At 37.6% G+C, this 14,222-nt stretch carries 15 protein-coding genes; 14 read left to right on the plus strand and 1 reads right to left on the minus strand.

What is annotated here, in order from left to right; genetic code table 11:
* Positions 1-260 precede the first annotated feature (260 nt).
* The 6 genes from V7138_RS05625 (at position 261) to phoU (ending at position 7,029) form a co-directional block, all read left to right on the plus strand.
* Positions 261-2,372 (plus strand): peptidoglycan D,D-transpeptidase FtsI family protein, encoded by a 2,112-nt coding sequence (locus V7138_RS05625; protein ID WP_438824315.1) that lies wholly within the window; start codon positions 261-263, stop codon positions 2,370-2,372.
* Positions 2,373-2,583: 211 nt separating this feature from the next.
* Positions 2,584-3,567 carry a PstS family phosphate ABC transporter substrate-binding protein gene (locus tag V7138_RS05630; RefSeq protein ID WP_335394812.1) on the plus strand — a complete coding sequence of 328 codons (984 nt, stop codon included), beginning with the start codon at positions 2,584-2,586 and terminating at the stop codon, positions 3,565-3,567.
* Positions 3,568-3,683: 116 nt separating this feature from the next.
* Complete coding sequence (gene pstC, locus V7138_RS05635) at positions 3,684-4,625, plus strand: phosphate ABC transporter permease subunit PstC (protein WP_335394814.1); 942 nt, start codon at positions 3,684-3,686, stop codon at positions 4,623-4,625.
* Between the two features lies 1 nt (position 4,626).
* A complete protein-coding gene (gene pstA, locus V7138_RS05640) occupies positions 4,627-5,511 on the plus strand; it encodes a phosphate ABC transporter permease PstA (protein WP_335394815.1) in 885 nt (294 codons plus the stop codon).
* Positions 5,512-5,542: 31 nt separating this feature from the next.
* Complete coding sequence (pstB, locus tag V7138_RS05645; RefSeq protein WP_335394818.1) at positions 5,543-6,346, plus strand: phosphate ABC transporter ATP-binding protein PstB; 804 nt, start codon at positions 5,543-5,545, stop codon at positions 6,344-6,346.
* Between the two features lie 23 nt (positions 6,347-6,369).
* Positions 6,370-7,029: a phosphate signaling complex protein PhoU gene (gene phoU, locus V7138_RS05650; RefSeq protein WP_335394820.1), complete on the plus strand. Its 660-nt coding sequence runs from the start codon at positions 6,370-6,372 to the stop codon at positions 7,027-7,029.
* A 111-nt stretch (positions 7,030-7,140) separates the two neighbouring features.
* Here phoU and V7138_RS05655 read toward each other — a convergent pair whose 3' ends face one another.
* Entirely contained in the window at positions 7,141-7,506 is a 366-nt protein-coding gene (locus V7138_RS05655; RefSeq protein ID WP_335394821.1) for a hypothetical protein, read from the minus strand.
* Positions 7,507-7,699: 193 nt separating this feature from the next.
* Between V7138_RS05655 and rpmG the strand changes: the two genes are divergently transcribed.
* From rpmG to V7138_RS05695, 8 genes are all read left to right on the plus strand, one after another.
* Complete coding sequence (gene rpmG / locus V7138_RS05660) at positions 7,700-7,849, plus strand: 50S ribosomal protein L33 (protein ID WP_116354497.1); 150 nt, start codon at positions 7,700-7,702, stop codon at positions 7,847-7,849.
* Positions 7,850-7,920: 71 nt separating this feature from the next.
* A complete protein-coding gene (locus V7138_RS05665) occupies positions 7,921-8,487 on the plus strand; it encodes a 5-formyltetrahydrofolate cyclo-ligase (protein WP_335394824.1) in 567 nt (188 codons plus the stop codon).
* Positions 8,480-9,274, plus strand: coding sequence for a DUF92 domain-containing protein (locus V7138_RS05670; RefSeq protein ID WP_335394826.1), 795 nt, complete (start codon positions 8,480-8,482; stop codon positions 9,272-9,274). Before V7138_RS05665 ends, V7138_RS05670 begins: the two co-directional genes overlap by 8 nt.
* 42 nt (positions 9,275-9,316) lie before the next feature.
* Entirely contained in the window at positions 9,317-9,496 is a 180-nt protein-coding gene (locus V7138_RS05675; RefSeq protein WP_335394828.1) for a hypothetical protein, read from the plus strand.
* A gap of 118 nt (positions 9,497-9,614) precedes the next feature.
* Positions 9,615-11,162, plus strand: coding sequence for a rhomboid family intramembrane serine protease (locus tag V7138_RS05680; RefSeq protein WP_335394829.1), 1,548 nt, complete (start codon positions 9,615-9,617; stop codon positions 11,160-11,162).
* A 122-nt stretch (positions 11,163-11,284) separates the two neighbouring features.
* Positions 11,285-12,754 carry a spore germination protein gene (locus tag V7138_RS05685; protein WP_335394831.1) on the plus strand — a complete coding sequence of 490 codons (1,470 nt, stop codon included), beginning with the start codon at positions 11,285-11,287 and terminating at the stop codon, positions 12,752-12,754.
* 127 nt (positions 12,755-12,881) lie between these two features.
* The gene (locus V7138_RS05690) at positions 12,882-13,094 is read left to right on the plus strand and encodes a YqgQ family protein (protein ID WP_335394833.1); all 213 of its coding nucleotides are present in this window, start codon (positions 12,882-12,884) and stop codon (positions 13,092-13,094) included.
* A 19-nt stretch (positions 13,095-13,113) separates the two neighbouring features.
* Positions 13,114-14,073, plus strand: coding sequence for an ROK family glucokinase (locus V7138_RS05695; protein WP_335394834.1), 960 nt, complete (start codon positions 13,114-13,116; stop codon positions 14,071-14,073).
* Positions 14,074-14,222 lie beyond the last annotated feature (149 nt).

Below are 14,222 nucleotides of genomic sequence, written 5' to 3' on the forward strand. Positions count from 1 at the left end.
TCAGCTGAGGGCTGAATAAAGTTAAGTGCCCCCGGCGGATGCCTCAGATTTTCTGAGGGAGTTTCGAGCAAGCTCGGAAAATCTGGGCGCAAATACGCCAAGGCGTATTTGATTTAGCATTTTTTATCATGGAAAAAAGTTTGAGTTTCTTTTACAATAGAAATAAAGGCACCTAGCCTGGCTAGGTGCTTTTTTTAATCATAAGAATTCAGTACATGATAAAATAAAGATTAGGAAAAAAATAAAGGTAGTTGATGTTCATGATGAAAAAGAAAAAATCACATGTTCCTTTTCGATTAAATATGTTATTCTTTGCGGTCTTTTTACTTTTCTCAGCCTTGATTTTAAGGCTTGGGGTGGTTCAAATTGTTCACGGTGAGAAATATCAAAAGGAAGTTGAAAAAACAGAAAATGAAATTGTCAATCTTCCCGTTCCACGTGGAAAGATTTATGACAAAAATGGAAATGTTATCGTGGATAATAAGGGTTTAAATGCCATCACATACACTCGTGCGAGAGATACGAAACAAGATGATGTACTAAAGGTTGCTGAAACCCTTGCGACGTTGATTGATATGAAGACGGACAAAGTCACTGAGCGTGATTTGAAAGATTTTTGGATGCTTAAAAATCCAGACGAGGCTAAAGCGAAAGTTACGGAGGAAGAACTGCAGAAAGAGCAAGATGGAGATTTATCAAGTAAAGATATTTATAAACTCCAAATCGAACGAATTACGGAAGAGGAACTAAACGAGATTACTGAATCAGAGTTGGAGGTAGCGGCCATATTTCGTGAAATGACGAAGGGCTATGCACTTGTTCCGCAAATTGTCAAAAATGAAAATGTGACACCTGAGGAATATGCAGTTGTCAGTGAAAATCTCGAGAATTTACCAGGTGTCAACACCACAACCGATTGGGTTCGAGATTATAAATATGACTACACGTTAAAATCCATTCTTGGCAGAATCTCCGATACGGATGAAGGTCTTCCAAGCGATAAACTTGATTATTATTTAGCCCGAGGCTATAACCGTAATGACCGTGTTGGATTAAGCTATTTAGAAGCACAATATGAATCCGTACTTCATGGTCAAAAGGCTAAAGTAGAAAATGTCATTAAAGGAAATGCAGTACAAGAAACCATTTTAATATCAGAAGGACAAAGGGGGAGTGACCTTGTTCTTACCATTGACATGGAGCTGCAGCAAGCGGTCGAACAAATTATTGAAGACCAGATGCTGGCTCATAAATCAATGAGAAATACTCAATATCTCGACCGCGCATTTGTCGTCATGATGAATCCTAATACAGGTGAAATTTTAAGTATGGCAGGGAAGGTCTACACAAAAGGCAAAGACGGCAAGATGGAATTCCAGGATTATGCGCTAGGGACAATGAATGCCGCATATGAGATGGGTTCGACTATTAAAGGCGCGACTATGTTGACTGGGTATGATACAGGAGTTATTGATATTGGTTCGATGTACTACGACGCACCAATTAAAATTAAAGGAACAGAAACAAAGGCATCGTGGAAAAACTTAGGACCGACCAATGATCTAAAAGCACTTGAAATGTCATCGAACGTCTATATGTTTAGGACATTCCTTGATTTAGCAGGTGGACATTATGTCTATAACCAACCGATTTCAATTGATTACGATGCATTTCGTACGGTTAGAAATTATTTTAGTCAATTCGGATTAGGAGTAAAAACAGGTATTGATTTACCAGGTGAGGCTTCAGGATATCCTGGCCCATTGTTTGGTCCAGGTTTGCTAATGGACTTGGCGATTGGACAATATGACACCTATACAACCTTGCAATTAGCACAATATGTGTCAACGATTGCGAATGATGGATATCGAATGCAGCCTAAGATTGTAAGGGAAATTCATCAACCTACTATGGAAGAAGACGAATTAGGTCCAATACAAAAGCCATTTGAACCAACTGTTTTAAATAAAGTTGATATTGATCAGAAATATTTCGATCGTGTCCAACAAGGATTTAAATTAGTTTTTCAAGGTAGAAATGGTACTGCCAGAAGTGTATTTGCAGGTAAACCTTATAATCCTGCTGGAAAAACAGGTACAGCACAATCGTTTATTAAAGGGATAGAGGCTGTCAATAGTACACTTGTAGGCTATGCTCCATTTGACAATCCCGAGGTGGCATTTGCTGTAGTTATCCCATACGCATATTATGGAAACACTTCTCATAATATGAACCTTAAAGTGGGGGAAGCCATTTTAGACAAATATTTTGAACTAAAAGAAAAGAGGGCTACCCAGCCACAACAAACAACAGAGACACCGGAAACGGATACCCAGCAAGAAACAACTGAAAATGAAGAAGAAGCTCAATAAACTTAAATATAGCAAGTAAAGCCTAACGTAACCGTTAGGCTTTTTTCTATCCAATGAAATGACATCGTTATCGACAAAAATTGGGTTTATTCATCAATTTACGCAAATTTACAAAACCTTTACATGGAATTCATACGAGATTAATAGAATCAGATTATTCTAATCATGTAAGACAAAGCAAAACAAACTCACTCTTAGGGGGAATAACGGAATGAAACGCTTAAAGTTTTTAGGTTTAGCACTGATCTCAATCGCAATGCTTGTATTAGCTGCTTGTGGTAATGAATCTAGCACAGAAGGTGATGAATCACAAACAAGTAATGGTGATGCAGGCGAAGAAAAACTAGAAGGTAGCGTAGTGATTGATGGATCTGGTACTGTTTTTCCTTTCATGTCTAAAATGGCAGAAAATTATATGACAAATGAACAAGAAGAAGTATCAGTTGAAGTAAGCCGAGCTGGAACAAGTGCTGGTTTCAAAAAGTTCTTAGTTGAAGAGGGCGGAACTGATTTCAATGATGCTTCACGTAAAATTAAAGATGAAGAAGCAGCTACTGCTGAAGACTTAGGAATTGAAGTAAAAGAATTAAAGGTTGCTCTTGATGGATTAACTTTTGTTGTACATCCTGACAATGATTGGGCAGAGGAACTGACTCAACAAGAAGTAATTGATATTTTCTTAGCAAGTGGTAATAAGACAAATTGGTCAGATGTTCGCTCAGATTTTCCAAATGAGCCAATCAAAGCTTACGGACCAAACGAAAACCATGGTACGTATGAGTTCTTCTGGGAAAACATCTTAGATGAGCAGGACTTAAGAGCTGATGCAAATCTTCAACAAGAATATTCTACTTTAGTAGACTTAGTATCTAAAGATGAAAATGCAATTGGATTCTTCGGTTATGGCTATGCAGTTAACAACAAAGACAAAGTGAAAATTGTAAAGATCGACTTTGGTAATGGCCCAGTAGAACCAAATACAGATACAATCAGTGAAGATGGAGATTACGCTCCATTTACACGACCAGTATTCACTTACCTTAATGTGAACATGGCTAAAGAAAAGCCACAAGTATTAGATTATGCAATCTACACTATGAAAAATGCAGCTGATGTAGCAGCTGAAACTGGATTTGCTCCACTTCCAGAAGATGAATTACAAAAAGCTGTTGAAGAATTAGAAGGTTTAAAATAATAACCTTTAGATGAAGGTGAGAGCAGTCTTTGCTTCTCATCTTCGTCTTCATTATAGATAGAAAAATAACTATATGTTTTGGTCTTGATAAATGGTGAAATGGAAGGGAGTTTATCATGAAGGAAGGTTCTAAAGCTTTAAATGTAAGAGAGCTTATCGCTCAGAATAAAAGCAATAAAAGCATGAATTCGATTATTGAAAAAGTCATTCCAAAAGGCTTGCTTTTAATTGCAATTGTTTCGATTTTAACGACAATTGGCATCGTCTTTACTCTTCTTTTTGAAACATTCGAGTTTTTTAAACGAGTACCGTTTCTCGACTTCTTTACCGGTACAGTCTTAAAGCCCCTCGGCGATAATGCTGAGTTCGGGGTTTTACCTCTATTAACAGGAACGGTTATTTCATCGACTATAGCAATGGTAGTCGCAATTCCTATTGGATTGATGTCAGCTATTTATTTAAGTGAATATGCATCAGACCGAGTTAGAAAAATCTTAAAACCAATCCTTGAAATTCTTGCAGGAATTCCGACAATCGTCTATGGTTTCTTTGCATTAACGTTCGTGACACCTCTTTTACAATTACTTATTCCTGGTCTTGAACCGACCAATATCCTCAGTCCAGGTATCGTAATGGGAATTATGATTATTCCTATGGTCGCATCTCTATCAGAAGATGCAATGAGCTCTGTGCCAAATGCGATTAGGGAAGGTGCACTTGGTCTAGGCTCGACAAAACTTGAAGTTACATGGAAGGTTGTTATTCCTGCTGCAATGTCTGGAATCATTGCTTCTTTTGTTCTTGGTATATCCAGAGCAATTGGTGAAACCATGATTGTTACTCTTGCTAGTGGAAGTACGAAGAACTTTACATTTGATCTTACGCAATCCATGCAAACAATGACTTCTTATATTGTTGAAGTCAATAGTGGTGATGCACCTGCGGGCTCAACTTTATATTATAGTTTATATGCTGTAGCGATTACACTATTTGTTTTCACATTGATAATGAATTTACTTGCACAATATATTTCTCGCAAGTTCAAGGAGGAATATTAAGATGAAATATGTAAATGCAGCACAGGTGCAAAAGAAACTGAATACACGTTTAGCAATTAATAAAATTGCGAAAACCATATTTTTAATTTCAATCTTATTTAGCTTAGTCGTTCTAATCATTCTTTTCTATCGTGTCATTTCCCAAGGTATTAGTTGGATCGACCTTCAATTTTTAACAAATAAATTATCAACAGTTGCTGAAAAGGCCGGGATTATGGGAGCCATTCTTGGAACCCTTTGGTTAATGCTCGTTGTTGCTCCAATTACACTTATTCTCGGGGTTGGAACAGCTATTTATCTTGAAGAGTATGCTAAAAAAGGACGCCTTCAACGCTTTATCCAAACAAACATTTCCAACCTTGCAGGTGTTCCGTCCATTGTATTTGGAATTTTAGGATTAACTGTTTTTGTCCGTGGATTCGGATTAGGAAATATTGTGTTAGCTGGTGGACTCACAATGTCACTATTGGTACTTCCTATCGTTGTTGTAGCAAGTCAAGAAGCAATTCGTGCGGTTCCTAATTTTTTGCGCGAAGCTTCATATGGAATGGGGGCTACAAAATGGCAAACGATTAAGAATGTAGTGTTACCAGCGTCGTTGCCGGGAATTTTAACAGGAGCTATTTTGGCACTTTCGCGGGCAATCGGAGAAACAGCTCCACTAGTTGTTATTGGGATCCCTGCTCTGTTAATTCCATTTCCTGATAGTATATTTGATAAATTCACTGTAATGCCAATGCAAATTTATTATTGGACACTTGATTCCGCACTTGTTGCTGAATATGCAAATTTAGCAGCGGCAACAATTGTTGTTTTGCTAATCATTCTATTCTTAATGAACTCAGTTGCAATCATGATTCGAAACAAGTTCCAAAGAAGATTCTAATCTATCTTTTGAAGGGGAGAAACTAGAGACTATGTTAGAAGCAGTATCGAATAAAAATAATAACTCAAAACAAATAGATAAAAAAATAGTGTATGATACAAAGGATTTAAACCTTTGGTATGGGGATGACCATGCATTAAAAAATATTAACTTTCCTATTTATGAAAATGAAGTGACAGCAATCATTGGACCTTCAGGATGTGGCAAATCGACCTATATTAAAACTTTGAATCGCATGGTTGAACTAGTCCCAATCGTACGCATTTCAGGGGAGATTTTATATAGAGGAAAGAATATTTTTGATAAATCATATAAAGAAGAAGAGCTAAGAACTCGAGTTGGGATGGTTTTCCAAAAGCCTAATCCATTTCCTAAATCGATTTACGACAATATTGCGTATGGACCTCGTATCCATGGGATTCGAAATAAAAAGATTTTAGATGAAATTGTCGAAAAAAGCTTACGTGGGGCAGCCATTTGGGATGAGGTAAAAGATCGACTTCATGAAAATGCATATGGCCTTTCAGGTGGTCAGCAACAAAGAATTTGCATTGCTAGGTGTTTAGCAATTGAACCAGATGTTATACTAATGGATGAGCCGACTTCTGCTCTTGACCCCATTTCAACATTGAAGATAGAAGAGCTAGTTCAAGAACTTAAACAAAACTTTAGTATCATCATCGTTACGCATAACATGCAACAGGCAGCGCGTATCTCTGATCGAACTGCATTTTTCCTAAGTGGAGAAGTTGTTGAATATGAAAAAACTGATAAGATGTTTTCAAACCCATCCGATAAACGCACAGAAGATTACATCACTGGCCGTTTTGGGTAAATAAAAAATAAGGGGAGTAGTGTATGTCAATACGTTCGACTTTAGACAAAGATTTAGATCGCCTTAAAGAATTACTTATTGAAATGGTAGGTCTATCAAAAACTGCAGTTGAGAGGTCAGTCCAATCACTTGCACATCAGAATATCGAAATGGCCGAGCAGATCATTGGAGAAGACCAAAAGATTAACGAGCTTGAAGAAGAGATTAATAATCTCATCATTCAGTTAATCGCTCAGCAACAGCCGGTTGCTTCCGATCTTCGTACAATTATCGCCGGATTAAAAATTTCAAACGATGTTGAGCGTATCGGCGACCTTGCAGTAAATATCGCAAAATCTGTGATCCATATTGGTAATGGGCCGCTTATTAAGCCCATTGTAGATATACCGAAAATGGCGGAGATGGCTTTAGACATGTTAAATAACGTAGTCAAAGCCTATATTGAAAAAGATATTGAACTGGCAATTTCAACAGCCAAGGCTGATGACGAGGTCGATGCTTTATATGGTAAAGTCATCCAAGAATTGCTTCAATTAGTGCCAAGCAAACCTGATTCATTCAATCAAATCTCACAACTATCCTTTGTTTCCCGTAATATCGAACGGATAGCAGATCATACTACAAATATGTCTGAACATATCATTTACATGGTAAAGGGAAAAAATGTCGATTTAAATTCTTAATAAAAAAACTCAAGCCTCTCAAGGGCTTGAGTTTTTTACGTTAAATAATAAATAGTTGCATAGACGATGGTTGATAGAATGATTCCGATCGCGATTCCCCTTAATAAATATTTATCCATGGATAAGCCCCATTTTCTTTGCTTGTTCTAAAATGAGTCGCACTTCTTCAACGGGTAAATTCGTTTTGTTTCCGATTTCCTCATAGCTCAAGCCTTTATCATATAACGATAAAATGGAAGTATTTGATAAAGACATGGCACTTGTCTGTGGTGTTCCTAATTCATCATCAATGTCATTTGTGAGTAATTCTTCCTCGAGGATTTTTATTTTTTTCTTTAACAAATACGTTTCCTGGACGACAGAAAGGGAAAGTTGATCCAGTTCTTCTTGCATCATTTTTATCCGGTCCTTCCCATAAAAAGAAATGACAAGAAGAAGTATTGCGATACCTAATAAAATAATAAATGCGTATTCCATATCTTCACTCCATTCCATAAATAATTTTATCGTAACTTGTGAAGGCTGACAACATTTGTAAGCTTATGAATTGTTTTTTGATATAGTAATTAGAAATTTTTTCTCATTAAAAAATAGGACTGGAATTTTGATTCGTTAAATGGTATGATAGGTAAGTCTGATTAAAGCTTTATATGTTTGGAGGGAAATGACTATGCGTGTTAAAATCACTTTAGCTTGCACTGAAACTGGTGATCGTAATTATATTACAACTAAAAATAAGCGTAACAACCCTGATCGTCTTGAACTTAAGAAATATAGCCCAAGACTTAAAAAGGTTACATTACACCGCGAAACAAAGTAACAGTAGGAAGCAATTTCCTGCTGTTTTTTTATTATATAATACAAGTAATGACGAGGGAGGCAAAGAGGCTGATGACAAAAAAGGAAATGAGAAAAGAAATGAAGGAGATTTTACGTTCGATTGATAACATTACATTAGATAAATGGTCAGAGGATATTACAGAAATAGTCCTATCATTACCAGAGTGGGTGGACGCGGAGACAATAGGCATTACAATATCTGGGGAGTATGAGGTTGATACAAAAGCCTTGATTGAAAAAGCTTGGCAGTCAAATAAACGCGTCGCGGTTCCAAAATGTGAACCAAAAACAAAAACAATGATATTCCGTGAAATTACGTCATTTTCACAGTTAGAGGTTGTTTTCTATGGACTACAAGAACCAATTGAGGAACAAACACGAGAGGTCTTACATAATGAAATCGATGTATTATTTGTCCCTGGCCTAAGCTTCGCAAAAAACGGATACCGTCTGGGCCACGGTGGTGGATATTATGATCGATATTTAACGAAATATCAAGGGATTACCGTTTCTCTGGCATTTCCAAATCAACTAGTCGAAGAAATACCAGTTGAATCATTTGATATTCCTGTTCAGAAAATCGTGACAAACACAGAGGTTATTGATACAAATGATTAATCTTACTATTCAAGTACTCGCTTCCATTGGAGTAGCTGTAGCCGGATATCGAGTAAAATCTCTAACATTTAGCGGGGCAGTCGGGACGATTTTTGTCGGGAGTGCTGTTTCGATTGGCTTTGGCTATCGTGGTTTACTGGTATTAGGAGCCTTTTTTGCAAGCTCGAGCCTATGGAGCAAAATGAAGGCTGGAAATAAAGACAGTCTTAAAAATAAAGTGGCAAAAGGTGAGCAAAGGGATATCATCCAAGTATTTGCAAATGGTGGAATTGCCGCATTTGCAGGTTTACTATTTGCGTGGACGGATTCAATCATTTGGCTCTACTTATTCATTGGCTCCATTGCAGCAGCAAATGCCGATACCTGGGCATCGGAAATAGGGACACTGAGCAAAAAACGGCCCATTCTCCTAACAAAGATGAAGCGAGTAGATGCAGGGACATCAGGGGCTGTCTCATGGTTAGGAACGATTGCCGGCTTCTTAGGATCACTATTCATTAGTGTCATTTCATTTGTAGTTTGGCCAGAGCTATCAGTGTTGTTGTTGGTAGGACTTACTTTTGTTGGTTTTTGTGGGAATGTAATTGATACCATTATGGGTGCAACCCTACAAGTCGTATATAGATGTTCTTCATGTGGAATGGAAACAGAAAAAAGGGTCCATTGTGGACAGGAAACGGCCTATTTCAAGGGCTTACGCTTTTGTAATAACGATGCAGTGAATTTGATTTCGATCCTTCTTGCATCTGGACTTGGGACATATTTCCTTTCACTTATAAAAGGATAAAATCAATGTGATAGTCAAAAAGTATAACTAGGAGGGATTAAAATGTTAAGCTTATTGACCCGAATAGCTTTACTTTTCGGTGGGATTTATGCAGTTTACAGATACCGCTATCGCATTTTCAATCGTGTGTTCGGTAATCCAGCAGTTCGACGTGTCTTTATCAGTTCGTCGATGAAAATCCCATTTATTCGAAATAAAATGATACATCATGCCTTCCGCTAAAGCAAAAGCCTGTTGACTCCTTTCAACAGGTTTTTCGTATTTTTAAGACAGATATTTGGTAAGTGTTATAGAAAAACGTTTATAATAAAAGAAACTCTTTCGAAAAAGGGGGGATTTGGTGTTCAAACAGGATTATCTTTATTGGAAAATGATTGAGGGGCTTCAAATGGAAGGCGGCTACCGAATTCTCCAATTATCAAAATCAAATAATGAAGTATGGTTAGAGACAACACAAAAACACAAGCCAAGAATTATTCGCATCCTACGCCATGATTTAGATTGGAGTAATTGGATGCAGCGAGATATGGAAATCACAGCACAGCGTTTAGAACAGCTGCGTAAACGTTTATTTGTTCGCAAGCTGGACGCTCTTAATATTTATATTACGACGTACCCGCCTGTGGATGATTGGAAATTTCGATTAGAAGGCCCACTCCTTGCAGGTGCAAAAGGTTTAACTACCTTACATACTGTTTTAATGGACGCAGAACATACGGATACTGGTTTACAAGAGGTATCAAAGTTTGTTGAGTTTGATCTTGATTTGGAGGATGCCCTCTACATAGATGTTGATACGATTGAAAGAATCAAGCGTGAGGTTATTACTGTTGCAAATAACCGTATTTCAAATGAAAAGCAAATATTTCAAAATGGGAAACCGTTTTTTACTTATATCTTAATTGCCATACAATTAATTATGTTTGCCATTTTAGAATTGAATGGTGGAAGTACGAATACTGAAACCTTACTGAAATTTGGGGCAAAGGAAAACTTTAGGATTTTAAATGGGGAATGGTGGCGCTTTTTCACGCCTATGATTTTACATATTGGATTCATCCATCTACTTATGAATACCTTTGCGTTATATTATCTGGGGACTGAGGTTGAACGGTTATATGGAAAGTTAAGATTTTTATTCATTTATATATTTGCAGGATTTGTAGGAAGTTTGGCTAGTTTTGTGTTTAATGCTAATATTTCTGCTGGCGCTTCTGGTGCTATTTTTGGATGCTTTGGTGCACTCTTGTTTTTTGGAACAGCTTTCCCATCTTTATTCTTTAGAACAATGGGGCCAAATGTGATTGGAATCATTATCTTCAACTTAGTCCTGGGATTTATGATTCCTGGAATTGATAATTCAGGTCATATCGGAGGGTTGGTTGGAGGCTTTTTAGCAGCGAGTATTGTACATTTACCTAAGCGAAAAGAATTTGTGAAGCGATTAGGCGGACTTGTTGTAACAATGGGGACGATCGGTACACTTTTTTATGTCGGATATGTGGTTCAGCCCCATTCTGATAATCCTCAATTTGTCGTGCAAACTGCACAGGAATATATTCAAGCTAATGAGTTTCAAAAAGCATATGACATGCTTATAACCGCCGAGGAAAAGGGTACAGACGCGCCAGAAGTATATTTTTATTTATCCTATACAGAAATAAAACTGGGTAAATTTGAAGAGGCAAGAGATCATTTAGAAATTGTCACAAACAAAGCACCGGAGATTTCCGAAGCACATTATAATCTTGCTTTAGTCTATGTCCAGCTACAAGAATTCGAAAACGCTAGAAAGGCTGTAGAACAAGCAATTAAAGTAGATCCGGACAATGAACATTATAAAGATCTGATGAAAGAAATTAACACCATGGATCATGGCCCATTGTAAAAGCGTCTCTCAAGGAGGCGTTTTTCTTTATTTTCCCTAAAAAAGTATGTTTTTCCAGTTTTACGTCAAAGATGGATTAGTAGCTTTAAATAGTTGCTTTGTACGTGATTGGAGTGATTCAAATGGGAAATGAACAAGAAAAGCCGAAACACCCTGTCTCAACAAGTTTAGAAGAAAATCGTGCGTATTTAAAAGAAGCTCTTGGTGTAGACAAAAGCTTTGATGTGATCCAACTGGATGTAGAATATGCTGGAAAAGACATGTCGATGTTTCTAATTGACGGTCTAATCAAAGATGACATGCTACATCTTTTACAAAAATTTCTCGCGAAACAGGATGAAAATACGTTAAAAATAGATGGTTTGGAAAAACTCCTTAAGACCTATATCCCTTATGTCGAAGTTGAAAGTGTAGACGACCTTGATAAGGTTGTTGACATGGTACTTGCAGGCCCTACAGCCCTTGTCATTGATGGACTTGAAAAAGTGATTGTAATTGATGCGCGAACGTATCCTGTAAGAGGCCCAGAAGAGCCGGATACAGAAAGAGTTGTACGAGGTTCAAGGGATGGCTATGTCGAAACGGTTGTTTTTAATACAGCCTTAACACGGAGAAGAATTAGGGATAAATCTCTTCGTATGGAATATATGCAGGTGGGAAGACGCTCAAAAACAGATATTGTCGTTAGCTATATTGAGGATATTGCCGATCCTGATCATGTAAAGGAAGTAAAAGATGCCATATCAAAGATTGATACTGATGGCCTACCGATGGGTGAGAAAACAATTGAGGAATATATTTCGGGACGACATTATAATCCATACCCTGTCGTTAGATACACGGAAAGACCTGATACAGCAGCAGCTCACTTATTTGAAGGCCATATTATTATCATGGTCGATGGTTCCCCGAGTGTTCTTATCACACCGACAACGTTTTGGCATCATATGCAGCATGCTGAGGAATACCGGAATAGTCCAGTTACTGGACTGTACCTTCGCTTAGTTCGCTATATAGGTGTGTGGGCATCTCTTTTTTTACTACCTCTTTGGTATTTGTTTGCTGTTCAACCAGAACTGTTGCCAGAACATCTTAAATATATCGGCCCGAATGATGAAGGCAGATTACCATTGATATTGCAGTTTTTCTTAATTGAAATCGGAATCGATCTATTAAGAATGGCTGCCATTCACACTCCGACCTCTCTTGCGACTGCTTTGGGACTTGTTGCTGCTATGTTAATCGGACAGGTGGCTGTTGAGGTTGGTTTATTTACAAATGAGGTTATTTTGTATTTAGCAATCGCTGCAATCGGAACCTTCTCAACCCCAAGCTATGAGATGAGTCTGGCAAATCGTTTAGCTCGGTTATTTCTTTTATTAACTACGAGTATTTTTGGGGTAATCGGCTTTGTCGGTGGGATTACACTCTGGATACTCTATCTAGCTCGAATGAAATCCTTTAATGTGCCGTACTTATGGCCGTTTATTCCTTTTTCCTTCAAAGGATTTAAGGATGTTTTATTCCGAGCACCAATTCCATTGAAAAGAAATAGACCGAAAGTATTGCATCCGAAAGATCCGGATAAATAAGAATCTTCAGGAGTGTTCCATTTAGGGCACTCCTTTTACAATTTGGTGGAGATTCACGTGAAAGACTTGCGTGATCCCCTTTTTTTGAATAAGCTAGAATATATTGCAGAATGCAGAAGGTGAACATGTGAAAACAATTTATGATATTCAACAATTTCTAAAAAAGTTTGGCACCATTATTTATGTTGGTGACCGAGTGGCTGATCTTGAATTAATGGAAGCTGAGATCCATGAACTTTACAATTCACAGCTTATTGAAACAAAGGACTATCAAACGGCGATTTTTCTCCTCCGTCAAGAAATGGTATGGGAAACTGAAAAAAGAGCAAAAAAGAAATAAATAAAGGGATGGAATACATATGGAAAATCTATTAATTGGTATTGATTTGGGTGGAACAACTGTTAAGTTAGCCTTTATTACACAAGAAGGTGAAATTATCTCAAAATGGGAAATTCCGACTGATAAATTTGGAGATAAAATTATCCCAGATATTGCTGAAGCAATTCATGTGAAAATGAATAAACTACAGCTTACAAAAGAACAGTTTGTTGGAATAGGGATGGGTGCACCTGGTCCTATTGACTTTGATAACGGTATCCTCTATAAAGCGACCAACATAGGCATGAAAGAAATGTTCCCATTAAAAACAGAGCTAGAGAAAAAAATCGGTTTACCTGCAGTCGTTGACAATGATGCGAACGTAGCGGCTATTGGTGAAATGTGGAAAGGTGCCGGTGAAGGAGCAAAGGATCTTATTTGTGTTACATTAGGAACCGGAGTTGGCGGAGGTATTATCTCCAATAGCGAGGTTGTTCGTGGAGTAAATGGGGCAGGCGGAGAGATTGGTCATATCACCTCTATACCTGAAGGGGGTGCTCTTTGTGGCTGTGGCAAGACCGGATGTATCGAAACGATCGCCTCTGCAACAGGAATTGCACGTTTGGCAAAAGAGGCGATACAAGCTCATAATGAGCCAAGCCATATTCGTGACCAATTTGAAAAAGCGGGGGACATCACCTCAAAGGATGTTTTTGAAGCAGCAGGGAAAGGTGATCAGCTTGCGAAAAACATTATTGACAATGTCACTTACCACCTGGGCTTAGCGTTAAGTCATGTTGCAAACGGACTAAATCCAGAGAAAATTGTAGTGGGTGGTGGTGTCTCAAAGGCAGGAGAGCAATTGCTGCTTCCATTAACTAAACAATTCAAACGTTTTGCGTTTCCTCGTGTTGCGGATGCTGCAGAAATTACAATTGCAACGTTAGGAAACGATGCGGGCGTGATTGGTGCTGCATATTTGGCGAAAACCAAGCTATAAATCATTCAAAAGTACTAGAAAAAAGAGATTTCTCAATGAAATCTCTTTTTTTACATATTTGTAAGAAAATTTAAAAGATTGTTACTTTTGATTACTATGAAACTTTCTAGTCAACTATTCGTCTTATATGTATATACATAATGTACATA

This window comes from Bacillus sp. JJ1533 (genome assembly GCF_036965045.1).
GTDB lineage: Bacteria > Bacillota > Bacilli > Bacillales > Bacillaceae_L > Ferdinandcohnia.

Excerpts from the sequence above, each read along its gene's own strand:
- V7138_RS05625 (WP_438824315.1), top strand. The coding sequence starts at position 261 with ATGATGAAAAAGAAAAAATCACATGTTCCTTTTCGATTAAATATGTTA.
- V7138_RS05630 (WP_335394812.1), top strand. The coding sequence starts at position 2,584 with ATGAAACGCTTAAAGTTTTTAGGTTTAGCACTGATCTCAATCGCAATG.
- pstC (WP_335394814.1), top strand. The coding sequence starts at position 3,684 with ATGAAGGAAGGTTCTAAAGCTTTAAATGTAAGAGAGCTTATCGCTCAG.
- pstA (WP_335394815.1), top strand. The coding sequence starts at position 4,627 with ATGAAATATGTAAATGCAGCACAGGTGCAAAAGAAACTGAATACACGT.
- pstB (WP_335394818.1), top strand. The coding sequence starts at position 5,543 with ATGTTAGAAGCAGTATCGAATAAAAATAATAACTCAAAACAAATAGAT.
- phoU (WP_335394820.1), top strand. The coding sequence starts at position 6,370 with ATGTCAATACGTTCGACTTTAGACAAAGATTTAGATCGCCTTAAAGAA.
- V7138_RS05655 (WP_335394821.1), bottom strand. The coding sequence starts at position 7,506 with ATGGAATACGCATTTATTATTTTATTAGGTATCGCAATACTTCTTCTT.
- rpmG (WP_116354497.1), top strand. The coding sequence starts at position 7,700 with ATGCGTGTTAAAATCACTTTAGCTTGCACTGAAACTGGTGATCGTAAT.
- V7138_RS05665 (WP_335394824.1), top strand. The coding sequence starts at position 7,921 with ATGACAAAAAAGGAAATGAGAAAAGAAATGAAGGAGATTTTACGTTCG.
- V7138_RS05670 (WP_335394826.1), top strand. The coding sequence starts at position 8,480 with ATGATTAATCTTACTATTCAAGTACTCGCTTCCATTGGAGTAGCTGTA.
- V7138_RS05675 (WP_335394828.1), top strand. The coding sequence starts at position 9,317 with ATGTTAAGCTTATTGACCCGAATAGCTTTACTTTTCGGTGGGATTTAT.
- V7138_RS05685 (WP_335394831.1), top strand. The coding sequence starts at position 11,285 with ATGGGAAATGAACAAGAAAAGCCGAAACACCCTGTCTCAACAAGTTTA.
- V7138_RS05695 (WP_335394834.1), top strand. The coding sequence starts at position 13,114 with ATGGAAAATCTATTAATTGGTATTGATTTGGGTGGAACAACTGTTAAG.